19 protein-coding genes are annotated in these 19,642 nt (G+C 58.3%); 9 read left to right on the plus strand and 10 right to left on the minus strand.

Going from position 1 to position 19,642, the window contains the following annotated elements:
• Positions 1-190: 190 nt before the first annotated feature.
• The 3 genes from mreD to H6650_17885 all read right to left on the minus strand — a co-directional run bounded on the left by mreD (position 191) and on the right by H6650_17885 (position 2,960).
• Positions 191-745 carry a rod shape-determining protein MreD gene (mreD, locus tag H6650_17875; GenBank protein MCB8953878.1) on the minus strand — a complete coding sequence of 185 codons (555 nt, stop codon included), beginning with the start codon at positions 743-745 and terminating at the stop codon, positions 191-193.
• A 19-nt stretch (positions 746-764) separates the two neighbouring features.
• Positions 765-1,625 (minus strand): rod shape-determining protein MreC, encoded by an 861-nt coding sequence (gene mreC, locus H6650_17880; protein ID MCB8953879.1) that lies wholly within the window; start codon positions 1,623-1,625, stop codon positions 765-767.
• A gap of 201 nt (positions 1,626-1,826) precedes the next feature.
• A complete protein-coding gene (locus H6650_17885; GenBank protein MCB8953880.1) occupies positions 1,827-2,960 on the minus strand; it encodes a rod shape-determining protein in 1,134 nt (377 codons plus the stop codon).
• Between the two features lie 204 nt (positions 2,961-3,164).
• Between H6650_17885 and H6650_17890 the strand changes: the two genes are divergently transcribed.
• Positions 3,165-3,584, plus strand: a complete 420-nt coding sequence (locus H6650_17890) for a hypothetical protein (protein ID MCB8953881.1) — start codon at positions 3,165-3,167, stop codon at positions 3,582-3,584.
• A gap of 324 nt (positions 3,585-3,908) precedes the next feature.
• Here the strand turns inward: H6650_17890 and H6650_17895 are convergent, their stop codons facing one another.
• Both H6650_17895 and H6650_17900 read right to left on the minus strand, forming a co-directional pair.
• Positions 3,909-5,336 carry a sugar transferase gene (locus H6650_17895; GenBank protein MCB8953882.1) on the minus strand — a complete coding sequence of 476 codons (1,428 nt, stop codon included), beginning with the start codon at positions 5,334-5,336 and terminating at the stop codon, positions 3,909-3,911.
• The gene (locus H6650_17900; GenBank protein MCB8953883.1) at positions 5,333-6,469 is read right to left on the minus strand and encodes a glycosyltransferase family 4 protein; all 1,137 of its coding nucleotides are present in this window, start codon (positions 6,467-6,469) and stop codon (positions 5,333-5,335) included. The genes H6650_17895 and H6650_17900 overlap by 4 nt, the downstream gene beginning before the upstream one ends.
• Before the next feature lie 460 nt (positions 6,470-6,929).
• Between H6650_17900 and H6650_17905 the strand changes: the two genes are divergently transcribed.
• The 8 genes from H6650_17905 (at position 6,930) to H6650_17940 (ending at position 12,623) form a co-directional block, all read left to right on the plus strand.
• Complete coding sequence (locus H6650_17905; protein MCB8953884.1) at positions 6,930-7,640, plus strand: LysM peptidoglycan-binding domain-containing protein; 711 nt, start codon at positions 6,930-6,932, stop codon at positions 7,638-7,640.
• Between the two features lie 158 nt (positions 7,641-7,798).
• Positions 7,799-8,341 carry an NUDIX hydrolase gene (locus tag H6650_17910; GenBank protein ID MCB8953885.1) on the plus strand — a complete coding sequence of 181 codons (543 nt, stop codon included), beginning with the start codon at positions 7,799-7,801 and terminating at the stop codon, positions 8,339-8,341.
• A 171-nt stretch (positions 8,342-8,512) separates the two neighbouring features.
• A complete protein-coding gene (gene rpmF, locus H6650_17915; protein MCB8953886.1) occupies positions 8,513-8,698 on the plus strand; it encodes a 50S ribosomal protein L32 in 186 nt (61 codons plus the stop codon).
• A gap of 235 nt (positions 8,699-8,933) precedes the next feature.
• Positions 8,934-9,815: an ACP S-malonyltransferase gene (gene fabD, locus H6650_17920; protein MCB8953887.1), complete on the plus strand. Its 882-nt coding sequence runs from the start codon at positions 8,934-8,936 to the stop codon at positions 9,813-9,815.
• Between the two features lie 9 nt (positions 9,816-9,824).
• The gene (gene fabG, locus H6650_17925) at positions 9,825-10,565 is read left to right on the plus strand and encodes a 3-oxoacyl-[acyl-carrier-protein] reductase (protein ID MCB8953888.1); all 741 of its coding nucleotides are present in this window, start codon (positions 9,825-9,827) and stop codon (positions 10,563-10,565) included.
• Between the two features lie 611 nt (positions 10,566-11,176).
• Complete coding sequence (locus H6650_17930) at positions 11,177-11,539, plus strand: Asp23/Gls24 family envelope stress response protein (GenBank protein ID MCB8953889.1); 363 nt, start codon at positions 11,177-11,179, stop codon at positions 11,537-11,539.
• 95 nt (positions 11,540-11,634) lie between these two features.
• Positions 11,635-12,075 carry a transcription antitermination factor NusB gene (gene nusB / locus H6650_17935; protein ID MCB8953890.1) on the plus strand — a complete coding sequence of 147 codons (441 nt, stop codon included), beginning with the start codon at positions 11,635-11,637 and terminating at the stop codon, positions 12,073-12,075.
• Between the two features lie 86 nt (positions 12,076-12,161).
• On the plus strand, positions 12,162-12,623 hold the full coding sequence (locus H6650_17940; GenBank protein ID MCB8953891.1) for a hypothetical protein: 462 nt from the start codon (positions 12,162-12,164) through the stop codon (positions 12,621-12,623).
• Here the strand turns inward: H6650_17940 and H6650_17945 are convergent.
• The 5 genes from H6650_17945 to H6650_17965 all read right to left on the minus strand — a co-directional run bounded on the left by H6650_17945 (position 12,586) and on the right by H6650_17965 (position 19,147).
• Positions 12,586-13,623 (minus strand): glycosyltransferase family 2 protein, encoded by a 1,038-nt coding sequence (locus tag H6650_17945; GenBank protein MCB8953892.1) that lies wholly within the window; start codon positions 13,621-13,623, stop codon positions 12,586-12,588. The genes H6650_17940 and H6650_17945 overlap by 38 nt on opposite strands.
• A gap of 123 nt (positions 13,624-13,746) precedes the next feature.
• A complete protein-coding gene (locus H6650_17950) occupies positions 13,747-14,658 on the minus strand; it encodes a site-2 protease family protein (protein ID MCB8953893.1) in 912 nt (303 codons plus the stop codon).
• 518 nt (positions 14,659-15,176) lie between these two features.
• The gene (locus H6650_17955) at positions 15,177-15,731 is read right to left on the minus strand and encodes a dCTP deaminase (protein ID MCB8953894.1); all 555 of its coding nucleotides are present in this window, start codon (positions 15,729-15,731) and stop codon (positions 15,177-15,179) included.
• A gap of 262 nt (positions 15,732-15,993) precedes the next feature.
• Positions 15,994-17,655 carry an arginine--tRNA ligase gene (locus tag H6650_17960; GenBank protein ID MCB8953895.1) on the minus strand — a complete coding sequence of 554 codons (1,662 nt, stop codon included), beginning with the start codon at positions 17,653-17,655 and terminating at the stop codon, positions 15,994-15,996.
• A 361-nt stretch (positions 17,656-18,016) separates the two neighbouring features.
• Positions 18,017-19,147, minus strand: coding sequence for a glycosyltransferase family 4 protein (locus H6650_17965; protein ID MCB8953896.1), 1,131 nt, complete (start codon positions 19,145-19,147; stop codon positions 18,017-18,019).
• Positions 19,148-19,642 lie beyond the last annotated feature (495 nt).

A 19,642-nucleotide genomic window follows, 5' to 3' on the forward strand; every position in this document is an offset into this window, starting at 1 on the left:
ACTGAACGTAATGGCTAACCCTTTCGTGGGCCAGGCGTGTTGAAGTCTATGTTGCCCGCGACAGGTTCAGGCAGCGGGCTAAGGAACGGAATTAAATAAGACAACGAAGTTGTTTCCTTGCCGTTCCTTCAAACTGACGATGCAATTCCGTACTTTATTTCATCGTCAGTCCTAAGCGGTGACCAATGAGCTAAATCTGCACGCGCCGGGGACGGGAAAGTTGGTCCAGTCCGTAGCTGATCCAGAAAATGGGCAAAATGAGGAGGCTGTGGAGCAGGATGAGGGGGGCGAGGGTGGAAGCGGCGGCCCAAGGCAGGGGGAAGCCAAGCAGGCGTAGGAGTAGAAAGTTCAAGAGAAGGTAGGCGAAAGTGCCGGCAGCACCTGTTACCAGGGGGACGAAAAAGCGATTCTCCGGCAGCGCCTTCTGGATGCCCACGACCACAAAGACGACGGCCATGAATGTCAGTGCCGTAGAACCCATGGGGGCCACGGAGAAGAGATCGAGGAAAATGCCGGCAACAAACGCCCACACGCACCCCATCTCCAACCCGCGTAGCAGCGTCCAACAGATGACGACCAATAGCAGCACCTGCGGCGTAAATCCCAAGAGCGGCACGCGCGGCAGCACCGACGCTTGCATCAGCAGCAAGACGGCCATCAAAGGAAGGGAAACGTAGTTACTCCAGCGCATGGCGAGGGGCAAAGGGTGAGGGGCAAGTTCACTCGCGTACTTGCGGACTTGCAAACCCGCAAACCCGCCTCTTTTACGAGTCGGGAAGTTGATCGAAAAGTGTCGTGTCTGTCGGTTGAAAATCGGTGATCACGAACACCTCCTCCAGAGAGTCAAAGTTTACCGTGGGTTGCACGATGGCGCGCTGGTGCAGTTCCGCTTCGCCGCGTTGCACTTCAATGACGCGCCCGATAACGAGATCGGGGGGGAAGCGCCCGCCTAACCCAGACGTGACCACGATTTCATCCAACATCACCGGTGCTTCCAGATCGATCCAGTTCAACGCCATGGAACCGCCCAGCCCGCCGCCGCGCAGCAGACCCGTGGCGCGCGAATCCACCAGGCGGGCGGGAATACTGCTGATGTTGTCGCTGACCAGCAGCACCTGTGCTGCGTGTGGCGAAGTGCGAAACACCTGGCCTACCAGCCCGCGTGCGGCCTCCACCGGCATGCCCACAACCACGCCATCGGCGGAACCTTTGTCGATAATGATGCTCTGGAAGTAGGGGCTGGTGTTGTAGGCAATGACGGAAGCCAGCACGCGCTGAAATTCAGGCGTTTCACTGGCGCGGGCGAAAAGGTCTTCAAGCTGCCGATATGTGCCCAGGTCCTCGCGCAATTGGGCGTTTTCCCGTAGGAGGGTGTCAATTTGCGCTTGCAGCGTGTTTATTTCCTGCGCCGCAGCCTGGAGGTCGCGCGGACCGGAAAGGGCTTCCGCAACGGTATCCGTGCCCCCCGACGTCCATTGCATGAGGACGGAAATGGGGTCGCGTACAAAGGAAAACAGCCCCTCCAGATTGCCTGTGCTGTCCAACACCATGAAGACGATTGCCAGCCCAATCAGGACGGCAATAACGCCCCCCCGAATGCGTTGTTGCGCTTCATTCAGATTCATGGTTTGTAACTGCTAACCCTCTCGTGGCTCGAGCTTGTCAAAGCCCTTCGTCGCACGGCACGCCACAAAGGGGGTTGCCTTCAATGGGATGAAAGACGACAAAAGTGGCCGGGCGTATGGATGTCAAAGCTGGTTTGAGACTTTTGTCGTTGATTTTCAGGACAGGTAGGCTGCCCGCCCTGTTCGCGGGGCAAGATGGCATCAATGGTGCGTGCTGTTGCGGTCCAGACCCACAAGAACGCGGCGGTAGTTTTCCAGGTTCTCCAGAACGCGACCCGCGCCCCGTGCCACGCAGGTCATGGAATCTTCCGCCACCCAGACGCGCATTTTGATGGCATCTTCGATGCGGTCCGCCAATCCTTGAATTTGTGCCCCGCCGCCGGCCAGGCAGACGCCCACTTCCATCAGGTCCGCCACGAGTTCCGGCGGGGTTTCATCAATGGCGTCGCGCACGGTGTCTACGATGATGTTGATGGAGGGGGACATGGCTTCGCGCAGTTCAATGCTGCTGATTTCTACGGCTTGGGGTAGGCCGTTAATCAGGTTGCGCCCGCGCAGGGTCATGGTGCGTTCTTCGGGCAGGGGGAAGGCGGAGCCAATGCCGATTTTGACGCGCTCGGCCATGCGTTCGCCAATGAGGAGGTTGTATTTGCTGCGGGCGTATTGGATAATGTCTTCGTCCATCTCATCGCCGGCTACACGGATGGAGCGGCTGGTGACGATGCCGCCCATGGCGAAGACGGCAACTTCCGTTGTGCCGCCGCCAATGTCCACGATCATGCTGCCGCGGGATTCAATGATGGGCAGGCTGGCGCCGATGGCCGCGGCCATGGGTTCTTCGATGAGGTGTGCTTCGCGGGCGCCGGCGGAGATGGCGGCGTCGTAGACGGCGCGTTTTTCCACTTCCGTGACGCCGCTGGGGACGCCCACGACGACGCGCGGGCGGGGGAAGGGCACGATCATTTGCTCGTGCGCCTTGTTGATGAAGTATTGCAGCATCGCTTCGGTGATCTCGAATTCGGAGATAACGCCGTCGCGGAGGGGACGAATGGCGACGATGTCGCTGGGGGTGCGGCCTACCATTTCGCGGGCTTCCGCGCCGATGGCCAGGGGCCGCCGCGTGCGTTTGTTGATCGCTACCCAGGAGGGTTCGTTGATGACGATGCCCCGATCACGGATGTAGACGAGGGTGTTTGCGGTTCCCAGGTCAATGCCAATATCTAGTGAAAAGAGACCAAGAAGGTAGTCGAGTGGTCTGAACAAGGTTTTTTCCCGTGGTGTTGTACGATAGTTTCTGGGCAGGCGATCTGCCAAACATATCGGATTATAGCACATGGGATAATGCCGGCACGAAATGCCCCCACCTCTCTCCTGATTCTGAGAAATTCATGAACCGCGCCGCAAATTCCGCCTACAAACCGCCTGTTACTTGCCTGCGTGCCGCGCGTATAAGATGATACAGACAAGACATCGTAGACATCCCTTTTCGTTGCGCCAACCATTACAACCAGGCGCCGAACTATTTCACAGGAATTCATTATGTCACACCAGGCACTGTTTGCCGGACTCGTGTACGACCAGGACGAGCACCTCGTAGACACCGCTTTCGTCGGCAGCGAAGCCCACTACGTCATTGACGACAACGGCTTTCACCGCCACATCCCTGCCGCGGACGTGGATCGGCAGGTGCTGAACGTCTTCATTGACCAACTTCAAGATCACAAGGAGATCGCCGTAGACCAGGCATTGCGCCTGATGGGCAAAGACGACTTGTTCACCAAAGCCGCCATTGATGCCTCCATTCGCAATGTCAACGTTGAGGAGATCATGCGCCAGGGTATTCCGGTGCAGGCCCGCGATATGATGGGGATGATGGGTTTTCGCGTGATTATCAACTATCACGGCGAGGTTGTGGGAATGAACCAGCCCAGTGTCAGCGATGAAGAGGGTTGGGACTAGCGGTCTGAAGATTGGACCAATTTTGCGCGCTCAACGGCCATTTTCACCAGAGAAAATTGGTCCAATCTGCCTTAGCAGTTACCCTGGAAAGTGTGTTGACAGGCTCCTAAGTAACCGTTCGGAATTAACCTCACGGAGATTGGTTCAATCTCACAGATTGAACCAATCTGCAAATCACTAAGTTGTTTTTGAACGTTTACTAAGTGGCTGTCCGCAATTAAATTAGCGGAAATGTGCGGACAGCGACTATCCTTGATAGCCGCTATCGCGGATAGCTTGGCAGTAACCGTGCGTAAGAAGTATGAAGTCGTTTGCGGACGGTTGCTAGTAGGCGCCACGCCCAAAGAGGGTGAAGGGAATCGTCTGCAAGATCAAGCGCAGATCAAAGCTCAACGACCAGTTCTCAATGTAGTAAATGTCCAGCAGGCATTGTTCATCAAAAGTCAGGTCGGAGCGTCCGCTGACCTGCCACAGTCCCGTTAATCCCCCTTTGACGGCCAGCCGCTGCCGGTGCCACGGTTGATACTGGCGCACTTCTTCGGGCAGCGGCGGGCGTGGCCCCACCAGGCTCATTTCCCCCAGAAACACATTGTAAAACTGCGGTAGTTCGTCCAGACTCAATCGACGGATGATGCGACCGGCGCGCGTCAGGCGCGGATCGTTCTTGATTTTGAAGATGGGGCCGGAGGCGTCATTGAGCGCCATCAGGTCTGCTTTTTGCGCTTCGGCGTCAATGACCATGGAGCGGAACTTGATCATGCGGAAGAGGCGGCCGTCCTTTCCCACACGCTCCTGAGCAAAAAAAATGGGGCCGGGGGAATCCAGCTTGATCAGGATGGCGATGAGCAGGGTCGCCAGCAGCACGGGGAGCGCCAGCAGCAGGACGACCGTTAAATCCAGCAGCCGCTTCAACAGTTGACCGGCGCGGCTGATACGCAGATTGCGCACGCTGAACACGGGCACACCCATCATATTCGTGAACTGCACCCGGTTTAGGCTTAGCTCAAATAGATCGGGCACAATCAGGGGATGCACGCCCCATTCGTAGGCCAGGCGCACAAGCTGCATGGTATGTTCGTGCATACGAGCGGGCAGGGCAATGAAAAGGGTGTTAACCCGCGGCCACTCTTGTAGAATGCGGGGCAAATCGCCGGTGGAGCCGAGATGAGGAATACGACCGGAGCCAAGATTGTTTTCGCTATTGCCGTCGTCCAGGTAGCCAATGGCGCGGTAGCCCAGGTCGGGGCGGGCGAGCAAGGTGCGGATCACGCCGCGCCCGACCTCCCCCGCGCCGATGATGAGGACGTGGTCTACGCCCACGCCGCGTTGGTAGAGCAGGCTGAGGATGAGGCGGCGCAACAGGCGGGCAACGCTGATGAAGGCCACGATGAAGACAAAAGCCCACATCAGTAGCAGGCGCGAGAAGACCAGCGGCTGCAAGAAGAAGGTGATCATGGTCATTAGGGCCAGGGCGGCGGCAGCGCTGTAGCTGACGCGGGCGAGTTCGTCTATCCACAATTCTCCGCGCCGCCGTGTCCAGACGTTGGCCTGGGAGAATGTGAGCATGATCAGCAGGGTTAGCAGGGCTTGCTGCGCGATGTAGTTGCCGTAGGGTTCGTAGAAGGTGACGGGCCGGATCCACTCCAGCCTGTAGCGTACCACGTAGGCGGCGATGAAGGCGAGATTGACCAGTAGGACGTCGCTGAGGATGGTCACCAGGCGAACGACGCGGAAGTTGAAGCGGTTCTTCATGTTGTCGTCAAGGCTTTTTGGTATACGGCAACCATTTGCTGCCCTGCCTGCTCCCAGGTGAACTGTTGGGCCTGCGCCAGACCTTGCGCGCGCATTATAGCAACCAGTGATGGGTCGTCCAATAGGCGTGCCATGTTGCCGCTCAATGCGGCGACGTCATGTGGGTCGAAGTGGAGCGCCGCCGGCCCGGTTACTTCGGGGATGGCGGAGGTGGCGGCGGCGACGACGGGTGTGCCGCAGGCCATGGCTTGAAGGATGGGCATGCCAAATCCTTCGTATACTGAGGGGAATGCGAGTAAAGTGCCGGCATTATACCAAAGCGGCAATTCGTCGTCAGGAACATATCCCGTGAAACGTACCTGTTCCCGCAAACCTAGCGCCTCCACCTGCGTGAAAATCTCGTCATAAAACCAGCCCTTCCCCCCGACCAGCACCAACTGCACATCCTTTAGATGCACCGCCGCCCGCATTTGCGCGAAGGCGCGGATGAGCGTGGGCAGGTTCTTCCGGGGTTGCAGCGTGCCCACGTGCAAAACGAACCGGTCGGGGAGTTGTTTGGCGCGGCGGAAGGCGGCTATCTCCGCCGCCGGCAATGGGCGGAAGGCGGCGTCCACCCCTGGCGATACGACGTCGATTTGCGCCAGAGGGATGCCCAACACGTCGTGGATGTCCTGGCGACCTGCCGCCGATATGGCGACGACGCGCCGCGAATGCCGGCACGACCGCCGCGTCTGCGCCAGCAAGTACAACCGTTGCGCCGCCGGAAACCGGTCCGGATAATGCACGAAGCTCAAGTCGTAGACCGTGACCACGGTCGGACACGGAGCCAACACGGGGGTGGCGAAGGCCATGCCATGTAGCAGGTCCAGGCGCGCGCGCCACGCGGCCAGCGGCCAGCCGGTCTGCTCCCAGACGATGCGCACCAGGCGGCGTTCGGTGGGCCAGCGGCTGGAGACGAACGCGCGCCCGTGCGCTGTGGGAATATCTCCCTGGCCGCGGGTGAAGATGGTGTAGTGGAGGTGGGGAAGTGCCGGCAAATGCCGTAGCACCTGCGCCATGTAATGGTGAATGCCCGCCCGCCGATACCCGGCCTCGCCAGAGAGCAAATGAGCGTTAATGCCAATTCTATACACGAGGGCAAATTATAGCCTGTTCCCTCAGAAAACGCGCACAGACCCCTCGTGGCCTCGCTTGACGCTTATTTTAGCTTATGATAGACTACATTATGTTGAGTGAGACCGTCCGCAACCCATCGCGGCGTTCCGCGTATCCTCACCATCCCGCGCAACGGGTTCGTGCGAAACGACTTCAGCATCTCTCATACACAAAATGTAACTACTAACGCTCTCTGGGGATTGGACCAATTTCACGCGCTCAATGGTCATTTTCACCAGAGGCAATTGGTCCAATCTGACTTAGCAGTTACCACAAAATCCTGTTTGGTTCACCCGCCGTGAACGCGCCGTTCTGGGGTTGAGCCATTAGGACTGACGATGAAATAAAGTACGGAATTGCATCGTCAGTTTGCAGGAACGGTAAGGAAACAACTTCGTTGTCTTATTAAATTTCCGTTCCTTATCATTGGAGGCCACTGTGAAACGGACGATTAAGAATTCTCTTACCGGGCTGTTGGTCACGGCCTTGTTGGCGCTGCTGCTGGCTGCCTGTGAACGCCCCCTGCGACCGGACTCAGGCCAGATGGAGTCACCAGAAGCCCCTCAGGCCACGCAGCCCGCGGACATTTTGGTGCAGCCCACCCCGCCCACGGACGAACCGGCGACCGGAGACCAGGGGACGGAACCGGGCGCGGCGGACCAGGGCGTGGAAGCGCCCACCGACGAAACACCGACTGGCGAGACACCCACGGGTGAAACGCCAACTGAAGCCGCCCCCACGGACACGGGCGAGCCGACCGGTGATGCCACGGCTCCTCCCGCCGAAACGAACGAGCCGCGGGCGGATGTCACACATACCGTGCAGTCCGGCGAAACGCTCTACTCCATTGCACTGCAATATGGCGTGAGCATGGACCTCCTCATTCAGGCAAATAGCCTGACGGATCCCAATCGGCTGGACGTGGGCGACCAAATTCTCGTCCCCCTGAGCGGTAATCTACCTGAGGGCGCGCCCACTACCCCGCCCGCGGGCGAAGAGCGCATTCACATTGTGGCTGCCGGCGACAATCTGTTCCGCATCGGCTTGCTGTATGGTTTCACTGTGGATGAATTGGCCCAGTACAACGGCCTGGCGAACCCCAATGCACTGGAAGTTGGGCAGGAAATTCGTATTCCGCCCGCGCCGTAGGTGTCTCTACGGGAGAGGGCGCGCGCGCTCCCGTGACATTTCCTAAGCCAGATTGGACCAATTTTCACTGGTAAAAATGGCCGTTGAGCACGTGAAATTAGTCCAATCTCCAGAGAGCGTTAGTCGTTACCGCCGGCAAAAACCCCGGACCACACGCCATGACACCCGCATCCCGTTCCAACTCCCCCGCCCGCGTTTTGTGGGATGGCCCTTCCTGGCAGTTTTGCCTGCGGCAAATCACTTTGCCTGATGGGCAAACGCTGGAAAAGGGCATCATTGACCATCCTGGCTCGGTGCTGATGGTTCCGCTGCAAGGCGACCAGGTATTGCTGCTACGGCAGTACCGGCTGGCATTGGACGAGGTGATTTTGGAGCTTCCTGCCGGCACACGCCACCCAGACGAGTCCTGGCTTGCCTGCGCCCAGCGAGAACTGCGCGAAGAAACGGGCTACCGCGCCAACTCCTTCACCTCTCTAGGTGAAATCTGGCTGGCCCCTGGCCTCAGCAATGAACGCATGGCCCTTTTCCTGGCCACGGACCTCGCCCCCGATCCCCTGCCAGGGGATGTGGACGAGGAAATTGAGGTCATTTCCATGCCGCTGACCGCCGCTGTGCAAATGGCCCTCAGCGGCCAGATGCGGGACGCCAAGAGTATTGTCGCGCTGTTGCGCGTCGCCTACTTTCGACAGAATCAGGGATGACGCCGGTTTCATCGCGCCCACGAGGAGCGGGTCCGTTCCGCGAGGATTTGTCTTGACACACCAGAGGGCATGGCTATAATTAGCTTGTTACGCGGCTGTCGTGCCGCGTTTTTTATGCTGAAAATTGCGGGCGCGCGCCAAGCGGCCCACGGACAAGAGAGAGAATTTGACATGGGTGCTTTACCGAAGCGAAAAATATCCAAAGCGCGACGCAATCGCCGTCGCGCTCATGACAGCCTGACGCCGTTCCACCTTGTTCGCTGCGACAACTGCGGCGAAATGAAACGCCCCCACCATATGTGCCCGCATTGCCGCACGTATCGGGGTCGCCAGATATTGCCGGCATTTGAAGAATAGCCGTCACTTTTTCTCCCTCTGCCCTCCTGTGGGACAGTCAGTGCCAGAAACTGCTCTCCTCTTCTTCTCGCGCGGCAGTGGGAGTGGGTGCGCCCGTTTCCTGAACCACGCACCTACCGCCGCCGCCAGCCCGAATCACCAATGAATCCGGCTGGTCGCTCCCCGACTGTTTCCGAGGTCTTAAAAAGTGAGTATCGCCTATCTTTTCCCCGGACAGGGGGCACAGCATGTGGGTATGGGTCATGATTTGTATGCGCATGAGCCTGCTGCGCGTGCTGTTTTTGATCAGGCGGATGCGCTGCTGGGCTTTCCTCTCTCGCAGCTTTGCTTCCACGGTCCCGAAGCGGACCTGACCGACACGTTTAACCAACAACCCGCCCTGCTTGTCACCAGTTTGGCCATGCTGGCTGCCCTGCGCGCCCACGAGTATGAGCAGCCGCGCTTCATGGCCGGGCACAGCCTGGGCGAATTCTCCGCCCTCACCGCCGCCGGCAGCCTCACTTTTGCCGATGGCCTGGCCCTGGTACGGCGGCGTGGCGCTTTAATGAAACAGGCGGGCGCGCAAAATCCGGGGGCAATGGCCGCTCTTCTCGCCCTGAACATCCCCCAGGTCGAAATCCTCTGCGCGCAGGCCAGTGACGAAACGGGCCGCCCCGTCCAGGTCGCCAACGACAACTGCCCTGGTCAGGTTGTGATCTCTGGCGACGAATCAGCTTTAGATAGAGCAATGGAATTGGCCCAGACCGCCGGAGCGCGCAAGGTCGTCAAGCTCCCGATCACTATTGCCGCCCATTCCCCCCTGATGCGGACCGCCGCCGCCGAGTTTGCCGCCGTGGTGGCCGACACTCCCATTGCCCCGCCCCAGGTCCCCGTGATTGGCAACGTCTCCGCGCGGCCGCTCACGTCCGCCGCGGAAATTCGCGCTGAATTGGAGGCGCAGTTGACCGGCTCCGTGCGTTGGACGGAAAGCGTGGGATTCCTGGTGAATGCGGGCGTGGATACATTTGTGGAAGTAGGGCCAGGCGATGTATTATTGAGTCTGGTGAAGCGCATTCACCGGCAAAGTAACCGTGTCAAGTTTGAAACGGCGGCAGCGTCACCCGCCACTGAGGAATAAACGTTGATAATGGCAGGTAGGGTTGCATTGGTAACAGGGGCATCACGCGGCATTGGTCGCGCGATTGCCATTGATCTGGCGGCAAATGGGGCGAAGGTGGTTGTCAATTACAACAGCAGCGCCGCCGCCGCGGAGGAAGTGGTGTCCACGATTGTGGCGGCGGGGGGCGAGGCTATGGCCGTGCAGGCGGATGTGGGGGATTTTGCGGCGGCGCAGGTGCTGGTGAAGGAGACCTTAGGCGCGTATGGACAGATTGATGTGTTAGTGAATAATGCCGGCACAACCCGTGACACACTCCTCATGATGATGAGCGAAAACGATTGGGACACCGTCATCAACACCAACCTGAAAAGCATGTTCAACTGCTGCAAAGCTGTGTTGCGCCCCATGCTGCGGCGCAAACAAGGCGGGCGCATCATCAACATCTCCTCTATCGTTGCCCTCGTCGGGCAGGGTGGCCAGACCAACTACGCCGCCTCCAAAGCCGGCATCATCGGCTTCACCAAATCCCTCGCCCGTGAAATCGCCCCCCGCGCCATCACCGTCAACGCCATTGCTCCCGGATTCTTCCCCACCGCGCTCACCGATGTCCTCAGCGAAGACAACAAACAGCAGGCGCTCAACATCATCCCCCTCGCCCGCTTTGGTCAACTGGAAGAAGTCGCGTACCTGACCACTTTCCTTGCCTCTGATCGCGCCGCCTACATCACGGGCGAAGTGATCCGCGTTGACGGCGGGCTGGCTATGTAAGCTGCCGATTTGGCTGCCTTGCCATATGGCGGACGAATACGCTCTTCGTCTGGTCGGCCAGTAAGTAACTTTCGGCGTAACTGCTAAGTGGCTGTCCGCAATTAAGTTAGGGGAAATGTGCGGACAGCTTGTCAGTAACCATCCGTAAAAAGTGTAAAGTTATTTTCGGACGGTTACTAAGCTCGACTTTGTACATTTCTAACGGATTGCTTCCAAACCGTACTCGACTATGTGGTTTGTATTTAAAAAATATTTGCATGTCACCCTTTTCGTGCGACGTTCAAATATTCGTACTCGAGTAAAGTTGCAAAAACAAAAATCAGTTGCTCGCTCTGGTTACAAGGCTTTCTGGAAATATTTCCGATTTCGAGTTTTGTACAAAGTCGAGCTAAGGGCTGACGATGAAATAAAGGACGGAATGGCATCGTCAGTTTGAAGGAACGGTAAGGAAACAACTTCGTTGTCTTATTTAATTTCCGTTCCCAAGTCAGATTGAACCAATTTTCTCTGGTGAAAATGGACATTGAGCGCGTGAAATTGGTCCAATCTCCACAGAGCGTTAGTAGTTACCTTTCGGCATCATTAGAAGCTATCGGGATAGGAACTGTTCTATGAGTGAAGAAAAGGAATTACTGGGTCGTATTGAAGTTGCGCCCGACGTACTCACCATGATCGCCCACTACGCCGTCATGCGGGTTGATGGCATCCACAAAGTAACAACTGCTCCCGCGGAGAAAGGTCGGCCTTTTCGACGCACATCTCGCACCGAAGGCATTACCTTGCATGTCACGGATGACGATCGACTGATTTTTGACATCTTTGTTTTGATGCAGCCACATGTAGACATCATGAAGACCAGCCGCGATCTACAGGCGGCGGTTGCCGAAGCGATTGACAAGATGGTGGGGCTGCCGGTAGAGGCGGTGAACGTCCATGTAGAGGACGTCATCTATGCGCAGGGCGACGCTGCGTAAGAAAGCGATTGGTTTTGCAGCCAGGGGCCGCGGGCAGTCGCCACAAATGAGCGGCGTACCCTGGAGGTTCCTTATTGTGTACTTTAAGAGATGCCATGAAAACAAGACGGCGTGCCAGGCGCATTGCGCTCGAAACATTGTACGAGGTTGACCTTGCCGAACATCCAGCCGGCGAGGTGCTGCAGCGTCGGCTGATGGAAGAAGAAATGGAGACCGCGGGCAACGAGTTTGCCAGCGCCCTGGTACAGGGTGTGGTGCAATTTCAGGAGCCTATGGATCGTCTGATCGTCCGTTATGCCCCGGAATGGCCCCTGGATCAGATGGCCGTCATCGATCGCAATATCCTGCGTATCGCCATTTACGAATTCCTGGTGGACACTCACACACCCATTAAGGTTGCCATTAACGAAGCCGTGGAACTGGCAAAAACGTATGGGTCGGATAGCGCACCTCGTTTTATCAATGGTGTGTTGGGAACTCTGGCGGACCACGTGGATATGTTGCGCCAGGAAATCATGGCCGCCACTCTCGTCTAGTGCGGGCGGCGTCATGTTGCCGGTGTATGTGTCCATGATGACGAGACGGCTGCTTTCCTGATGATCCGTCACACCTACGGTATCGTATGTATTCGCTTCATTCGTCTGACGTCATGGGGCGTCCGCGACATGCTTTCGGGGAATCCGATTCTCTTTGTTCCGCCGTTTACGGCATCCTGATTGAAAACGACCGGGTTTTGCTGTTGCCGCAAGAGGATGGGGCGTGGCGGCTGCCAGGGGGAACTGTGCCCGTGGGTGAAACGCCCGCGCAAACGGTGCGCCAGCTTTCGTGGTTGGCAGCCGGATTTATCCCTGAAGTTGGTTCGCTTGTATTCGTAGAAGACCAAAATTGCCCGGAGGAGGAGCCGGTGTGTTTTTCGGTCGCCCTCTTTTTCGTGTTGCGTCGCCCCCGCGCTGCCTACATGATGATCGATGCCGACGCGCCGGCCCACCCGGAGTGGGTTTCGCTATCTTTGCTGCGGCGCGAGCAGTTGCAAGGGGGTTGGGATGCTATTCAGGCGGCGCGGACGTGGCTGCGTTTGCCGTAGCCATACGCCGGGCTGACGAGGCGCGCACGATGTCGCGGATGTGGTAGACGGGCTTGTTTTGACTTTCGTAGTAGACGCGCACCAGTAGTTCCGAAAGCAGGCCAATCACCAGGAACTGCACCCCCAGGATTATAAGCAACACAGCTAGAAGCAGCAGCGGGCGTTCGCTAAGACGATAGGCGCGGAAGCCGTCTGCGCCGCCCTGGATGCCGGCCCATATTTTCGCGCTGCTTAACCAGAGGCCGAGGAGAAAACCGGCGCCGCCGGAGAGGAGGCCGAGGCTGCCGAACAGGTGCATGGGGCGGTCTCCATAGCGGCGCAGGAAGAGGATGGTGATCAGGTCCAGCATGACGCGGAAGGTGCGTGAGAGACCGTATTTGGATTTGCCGGCAATTCGTGGACGATGATGCACGGGGACTTCGGCCATGCGGAAGCCGGCGTGGCTGACGAGTTCGGGAATGAAGCGGTGCATTTCTCCATAGAGGCGTAGTTCGCGCACCACTTCGGCGCGAAAGGCGCGCAAAGAGCAGCCGCGGTCGCGTAGGCGCACGCCTGTGCCGTAGGCGATGAGGCTGTTGGCAATACGGGAGGGGAGCTTACGGGAGAGCCAGGGGTCCTGGCGGTGCCGCCGCCACCCGTTTACTACATCGACATCTGGAGTGAGGGCTGCCAGCAATACCGGCACATCCGCAGGATCATTTTGTCTATCCGCGTCCATTGTCACCACAACCTGACCGCGCGCGTGATCAAATCCGGCGGCGAAAGCGGCCGTCTGCCCAAAATTGCGTCGGAAGCGAATCAGCACCAGGCGCGCATCTTCCGCTTGAAGTTTTTGCAACACGGCAAAACTGTCGTCACTGCTGCCGTCATCGACAAAGATGATTTCGTAGGCCAGACCGGTTGGTTCCAACGCTTGCGTCAGTTCTTGCGTCAGCGGGGAAAGGTTGGGGGCTTCATTGAAGACGGGGATGACGATACTCAAATCAAGAGAAGAAGGCATGGGGTGTTCCACGGTTGGTGCAGTTTGGTTGGTTGCGGGCGGATTTTATCATGCCCGCCGGTGTACACCAACGAGGTTCCCGCGAGAAACGAGGGGATAGGTGCAACCCATTCGTGATGGGCGTCAGCGTAGGAACGGAAGGGAAGGCGTGCTGAAGGGGGTCGGGATGATGATGAGGAAGAAGAGGAGGATGCTGAGCCAGCCTACCAGTTTGCGTTTGGGGTCGAGAGGGGTGACGTTGTTTAGAGGGGCGGGATGGCGCAGCCCGCCGAGGAGGACGAAGAAGGCCCAGACGTACCAGTTGTAGGAGAGAAACGTGCCGGCTATGAGCAGAAGAACGAACGTGACCAGGGCGAGGCTGTGGGCGCGGCGGCCAAACAGGGCGTAGGCGATGTGGCCACCATCTAGCTGGCCGATGGGGAGAAGGTTGATGCCTGTGATCAGGAGGCCAAACCAGGCGGCAAAGAAGATGGGGTGCATCGCCAGGGTACGTCCGGCGGGCAGCGGGTAAAAGACGGAAACCATCCAATCGACGAGGAGGGAACTGCCGGCATTTCGCAAAGTCAATCCCGGCATAAAACTGGGCACCGGCTGCGACAACCACAGTCCAGCCAGCAGCAGCGGCATGGCTACCAAAAATCCGGCTACCGGCCCCGCCAGCCCAATATCAAACAACACCTTGCGATTCTTGAGCGGCGACTTCAGCGAAATAAATGCCCCCAGCGTGCCCAATCCGCCAAACGGCATAGGGATGAAATAAGGCAGCGTCGCCACCACGCCATGCGCGCGCGCGGCCACGTAATGCCCCAATTCATGCACGCCCAAAATACTCAAAAGCGCCAGGGCAAACGGCAGGCCGGCCAGGGCGGATGCAATGATGGCCGTGGGCGAACCGTTCATGAGGGCGCTCACCAAGCTCTTCCCCGCCAGCCCAGACCCCGCCGCCAACGTTGTGATGATGGTGAGCAGGAGCAGCAACAAGTTTAGCAGGGGGTTGCCCGTCTTCGCCTTTTCTACCACACCCTCCACGGCAATGATGATGTCTTGCCCTTTGTCACGGCGCACCAGAGTGGTATAGCCATGCGCCTGGAAGCGGCGCTCAACTTCGCTAAAACCGGCTTCCGTGTCGTAGAGCCACTGCCCGTTAAACGTGATCACCTGCCCGTTGACATTGCTGGAGGTTTGCCGCACCTGAAACATACCCAGCAGTTCTCCATGTAGGCGGTTGACCGTTTGTTGCAGGGGATCATGCGGTGGAACGTAGATCGGTGGATAAGTGGTTATTTCCATGAAACTGCTCACGCGCCAGGACGGAGGTGGATAGGGGGTTGAGTTGACGTATTCGGGTTCGTTTTTGACCTAAAACCGCGCTCCACACGGTGAACGACCGTCAGAAGCGCGGCGCACCCAAACGAGGGTGCGCCTGTTGTACGCAGGTGCAATGCTAACATGAATCTATGACAACGTGGGAGCCGCGTCAACGTTCATTCATGAAGGGTTAAGGGCCTGGGGCAAAAGGGCGTGATTTGGGGGCGATTTGGCGTGGCTACAGGTCAGATTCGGGGGAGGACGATGGTTTCCTGGCGTTGATATTTGCCTTTGCGGTCCGCGTAGGAGGTTTCGCACACGTCGTCTCCCTCGAAGAAGAGTACCTGAGCAATGCCTTCATTGGCGTAGACGCGCGCCGGCAGGGGCGTTGTATTGGAGATTTCCAGCGTGACGTATCCCTCCCATTCTGGCTCAAAAGGGGTGACGTTGACGATGAGGCCGCAGCGGGCGTAGGTTGATTTGCCGATGCAGATGGTGAGCACGCCGCGCGGGATGCGGAAGTACTCCACCGTGCGGGATAGGACAAAGGAGTTGGGGGGAATGATGCAGATGTCTCCCTTAAAATCGAAGAAAGATTCGGGGACGAAATGTTTGGGGTCAACGATGGCTGAGTGGACATTGGTGAAGATTTTGAACTCGTCCGTGATGCGGATATCGTAGCCATAGGAGGAAAGGCCGTAGGAAATGATGCCTTCCCGTTTTTGTCCATCGACAAACGGTTCGATCATGCGGTGTTCTTGCGCCATGCGGCGGATCCAGGCGTCGTTTTTTAGCCCCATTTCCGTGGTCCTTTTGCATAGGCGTTCTCCATGAGCGGAGCGCGCCACACTGAAAAAGCCTCAAGCCAATCCAGAAAATCGCGCCTTTTCCGGATCGATATTTTTCTGGATTGGCCTTACTGCGTTCATCCACGTCCTGTTTGCGAGTCAATAAACAACCGTCAACTGGCGACGAAACACAAATAACGCACTTCTATCCACTTCTTCCCATCTGACTTTGCCAGGATGGGTTCATTCTTGGAGAATGAACCCATCTCGTCATTTACATCACGTCGGGGGCGGACATGCCCATCAGGTCCAGTACGCGGGCGAAAAGTATCTGGGCGGCGCGGTAGAAGCGGAGGCGGGCCAGACGCAGTGGTTCGGGAACGTCGCTGTGTAGCACGCGGCACGCTTCGTAGACGGGGTGGAAGGTGGCGGCCAGGTCGTAGGCGTAGAAGGCGATGTGGTGTGGTTCGTAGGTGGTGGCGATCTGTTCCAGGATTTCGTGCAGTTCGAGGGCTTTGCGCAGGAAGTTGAGTTCAAATTCGTGCGTTAGCAGGCTGAGGTCAGCGTCGGCGTCGGCGTGGGGATCGAATCCCGCTTCTTGCCACTTGCGGAAAATGCCGGCACAACGCACATGCGCATTCTGAATGTAAAACACCGGATTCTTGTCCGATTGCTCCACCGCCAGATTCATATCAAACTCCACCGGACTGTTCGCCGACCGCGCCAGCATAAAATAACGCACCGCATCCGCGCCCACCTCGTCCACCAGATCATCCAACGCCTCGTATTGGCCGCGCCGTGTACTCATGCGCACTTGCTTTCCATCCCGCATCAAGGAAACGATCTGGTGAATCAGCGTATGCACGAAGTCGGGCGAATAGCCCAGTGCCTGCACCCCTTGCAGCACCGTTTGCGCCGTTGTATGGTGGTCGGGGCCAAAAATATCCACCACCAGGGCGAAACCCCGTTCCGCCTTGTGCCAGTGATAGGCGATGTCCGTCATACGGTAGGCGGGTTCGCCGCTTGATTTCACCAGCACACGATCTTTTTCGTCTCCCACCGCCGTGGAGCGGAACCACCACGCGCCGTCTTCCTGGTAGGCCATCTCTTTGGCCGCCAGCGCGTTTAGCGCCTGCCACACGCGCCCGCTGGTGTACAGGTCTTGCTCATTGTAGTAAACGTCATGCACGATGTTCACGCGGCGCAGGGTGGCTTTCTGGTTGGCGAACATGGTGTTTCTGGCGACATTGGCGAAGGTTTCCGTGGGGGCGTTGCGCAGGGTGTCGCCATGCAGCCCTACGAGGACGGCGGCAATCCAGTAGATGTAGTCTCCCTGGTAATGTTCGTCGCCGAGGGTGACGGCGTCGCCCAGAATTTGCCGGTAGCGGATTTTGACGGATTCACCGAGGAGGCGTATTTGATTGCCGGCATCGTTGTAATAATACTCCCGCGTCACCTCATACCCCGCCGTTGCCAGCACCCGCGCCAGGGTGTCCCCGATCACGCCCCCGCGCGTGCGCCCAATTGTGATCGGCCCCGTTGGGTTGGCGCTGACGAACTCCACCTGCGCCTTTTTGCCCGCGCCCAGGTCAAAATCCCCAAAATGGGAGCCGGTGTCCACGATTTCTTGCACCAGATTTTGCAGATAGCCATGCCGCAGGCGGAAGTTGATGAATCCGGGTGCGGCGACGTCGGCTGCTTCCAGATAGGTTAATGCCGGCAAATGCTCCGCAATCCGTTGCGCTATCTTCAGCGGAGCCATACGCGCCGCGCGGGCAAGCTGCAAGGCGACCGCCGTGGCATAGTCGCCACGCGAGCTATCCCGCGGTCGTTCAATTTTGATGGCCGGAATGGGAAAGGCTGGCAGGTCGCCGGCCGTCTGGGCCGATTGCAACGCCGCCGCCACTTGAACCCCTAAATCCTGATGCACGCGCATAGGCATCTCCTTCGAAAATGTAGGGCGATTTTCCAAATCGCCCGCCCGATTTGGAAAATCGGGCTACGACGGCACACCATTTTCATTCATGGTGGTCGGAGACAGCCGGTGAAGTCTCCTACGAAAATAATCTTCCCGGAAGCTTGGTCACGGATGATGGCCCTGGGTAGCAGCTTCCGGGAAGATGTTCTTATTGATGGGTGGTGAGTTCTGAAAATGATCTTCCCGGAAGCTTGGTCACGGATGATGGCCCTGGGTAACAGCTTCCGGGAAGATGTTACCATTGATTCGGGCGGCATTTTAGCATGGTCGTGGGGGAGGTACAAACGGGGCCGGTCTGGCGCGGTGATTCGGGAAAGGGTTACGCGGACGCCGCCCGCAGGTAGACTTGCAAGGTTTCCCGCATGGTCTGCTCCCAGGAGAATTTGCGCGCCTGCTGTAGCCCTTTTTGCCGCAGTTCCGCGGCCAGATTGTCCTGCACCAGCGTGGCAATAATCGCCCCCCCCATCCCCCGCTCATCGTCCGGTGCCATTGCCAGCGCCGCGTCGCCGACGACTTCGCTCAAGGAGGCGATGTCCGTGGCGACGACGGGCGTGCCGCAGGCCATGGCCTCCAGCGGCGGCAGGCCGAATCCCTCGTAGCGGCTGGGAAAGACGAAGGCGCTGGCCTGGCGATAAAGAGCGGGTTTATCTTCTTCGGCGACGAAGCCGAGCCAACGAACGTGGTCGCCCAGCCCCAGTCTGCCGATGTAGCCGTCATAGTCGGGGAAATGGGACGAGGTGGCGGTAGGTTTAATGCCGGCAAGCAACAACGGATAATCCGCGCCCATCGCCTGCGCCACGTAGGTGTACGCCAGCAGCAGCGTCGTCACATTTTTGTGCAGCGTGTAGCCGCCCAGGTACAGTACGTAAAAGTCAGGCAGGTCATATTTGCGCGCCACGGCCATATCCAACAGCAAATTCGGCTTCTCCGTGTACGCCGCGCCCACCGCCAGGTGAATGGGCGTTACCCGCGCCGCCGGGATGCCCAGGTGACGCACGATGTCCGCTTTGCTGGCGTGGGAATCGGTGATCACCTGCGTGGCGCCGCGCGCGCTCGCCGCCACCAACGACTGGTACAGCCGCGCCCCCGCCCCCCGTCGGTATTCCGGCGTTAATCGGGTGATGACGTCGTGGACGGTGACGACGAGGGGCACGGGGGAGCGCAGTGGGCTGCCCCAGTAGGGCACATGCGCCATCGTGGCCCCGATGCGGGCGCAGGCGCGCGGGAAGCCGAGCTGCTCAAAGATGACCTTGCCCAGGTGGCCGGGGCGTGTGGGCACGGCCTCGACGCGCACGCTTGGCGGCACATCGGCGGGCGCGGAATCTCCGTCCACGTGCGGATAAACCAGCGTAATGGACAGGTCGGAAACCAGTCGATTCAACGTATACACAAGCTGCCGTGTATACTGCCCGCTGCCCGTATGCGGTTGGTTCCAAAAAAACCCATTCATTGCCAGATGCATAGCGTAGTTATACCAATTGCGCGACCAAACGGCACGCATCTTTTCCCGCCCACCTTCCCGGAAGTTGTTTTGAGTGACTACTAACGCTCTCTGGAGATTGGACCCATTTCACCAGGGAAAATGGGTCCAATCTGGCTTGGGAGTGACGATGAAATGAAGTACGGAATGGGATCGCCAGTTTGAAGGAACGGTAAAGAAACAACTTCGTTGTCTCATTTAAATCCGTTCCTTAGGAGTGCGCGGAACTTTTGTTGATAACCCATAAGCCCATTGCCTCTCACAGAAATACGGGGAACACAAGTTGTTTCCGCCCGAGTCGAGGGCGTCGCCTCGGCGCTGCGCCCTGGCGCGGAACAGTACTCGCCCCGCAAAACGAGAATTGCCGTTATCAACGGTCAACTGAAAAGAGGCAACGAAAAAAGCCACCTGACGCGGACGACAGGTGGCTTTTGCTTTGAAAGGGGTGGTGAGAAGCGGAACGGG

It is taken from the genome of Ardenticatenales bacterium (genome assembly GCA_020634515.1).
Taxonomy (GTDB): Bacteria; Chloroflexota; Anaerolineae; order Promineifilales; family Promineifilaceae; genus JAGVTM01.

Bases quoted from the DNA above. Each gene is read 5' to 3' on its own strand.
- H6650_17945 (MCB8953892.1), bottom strand. From the start codon at position 13,623: ATGCCTTCTTCTCTTGATTTGAGTATCGTCATCCCCGTCTTCAATGAA.
- H6650_17910 (MCB8953885.1), top strand. From the start codon at position 7,799: ATGACACCCGCATCCCGTTCCAACTCCCCCGCCCGCGTTTTGTGGGAT.
- fabG (MCB8953888.1), top strand. From the start codon at position 9,825: ATGGCAGGTAGGGTTGCATTGGTAACAGGGGCATCACGCGGCATTGGT.
- H6650_17895 (MCB8953882.1), bottom strand. From the start codon at position 5,336: ATGAAGAACCGCTTCAACTTCCGCGTCGTTCGCCTGGTGACCATCCTC.
- nusB (MCB8953890.1), top strand. From the start codon at position 11,635: ATGAAAACAAGACGGCGTGCCAGGCGCATTGCGCTCGAAACATTGTAC.
- mreC (MCB8953879.1), bottom strand. From the start codon at position 1,625: ATGAATCTGAATGAAGCGCAACAACGCATTCGGGGGGGCGTTATTGCC.
- H6650_17885 (MCB8953880.1), bottom strand. From the start codon at position 2,960: ATGTGCTATAATCCGATATGTTTGGCAGATCGCCTGCCCAGAAACTAT.
- H6650_17965 (MCB8953896.1), bottom strand. From the start codon at position 19,147: ATGAATGGGTTTTTTTGGAACCAACCGCATACGGGCAGCGGGCAGTAT.
- H6650_17940 (MCB8953891.1), top strand. From the start codon at position 12,162: ATGTATTCGCTTCATTCGTCTGACGTCATGGGGCGTCCGCGACATGCT.
- H6650_17960 (MCB8953895.1), bottom strand. From the start codon at position 17,655: ATGCGCGTGCATCAGGATTTAGGGGTTCAAGTGGCGGCGGCGTTGCAA.
- H6650_17930 (MCB8953889.1), top strand. From the start codon at position 11,177: ATGAGTGAAGAAAAGGAATTACTGGGTCGTATTGAAGTTGCGCCCGAC.
- H6650_17890 (MCB8953881.1), top strand. From the start codon at position 3,165: ATGTCACACCAGGCACTGTTTGCCGGACTCGTGTACGACCAGGACGAG.
- fabD (MCB8953887.1), top strand. From the start codon at position 8,934: ATGGGTCATGATTTGTATGCGCATGAGCCTGCTGCGCGTGCTGTTTTT.
- rpmF (MCB8953886.1), top strand. From the start codon at position 8,513: ATGGGTGCTTTACCGAAGCGAAAAATATCCAAAGCGCGACGCAATCGC.
- H6650_17955 (MCB8953894.1), bottom strand. From the start codon at position 15,731: ATGGGGCTAAAAAACGACGCCTGGATCCGCCGCATGGCGCAAGAACAC.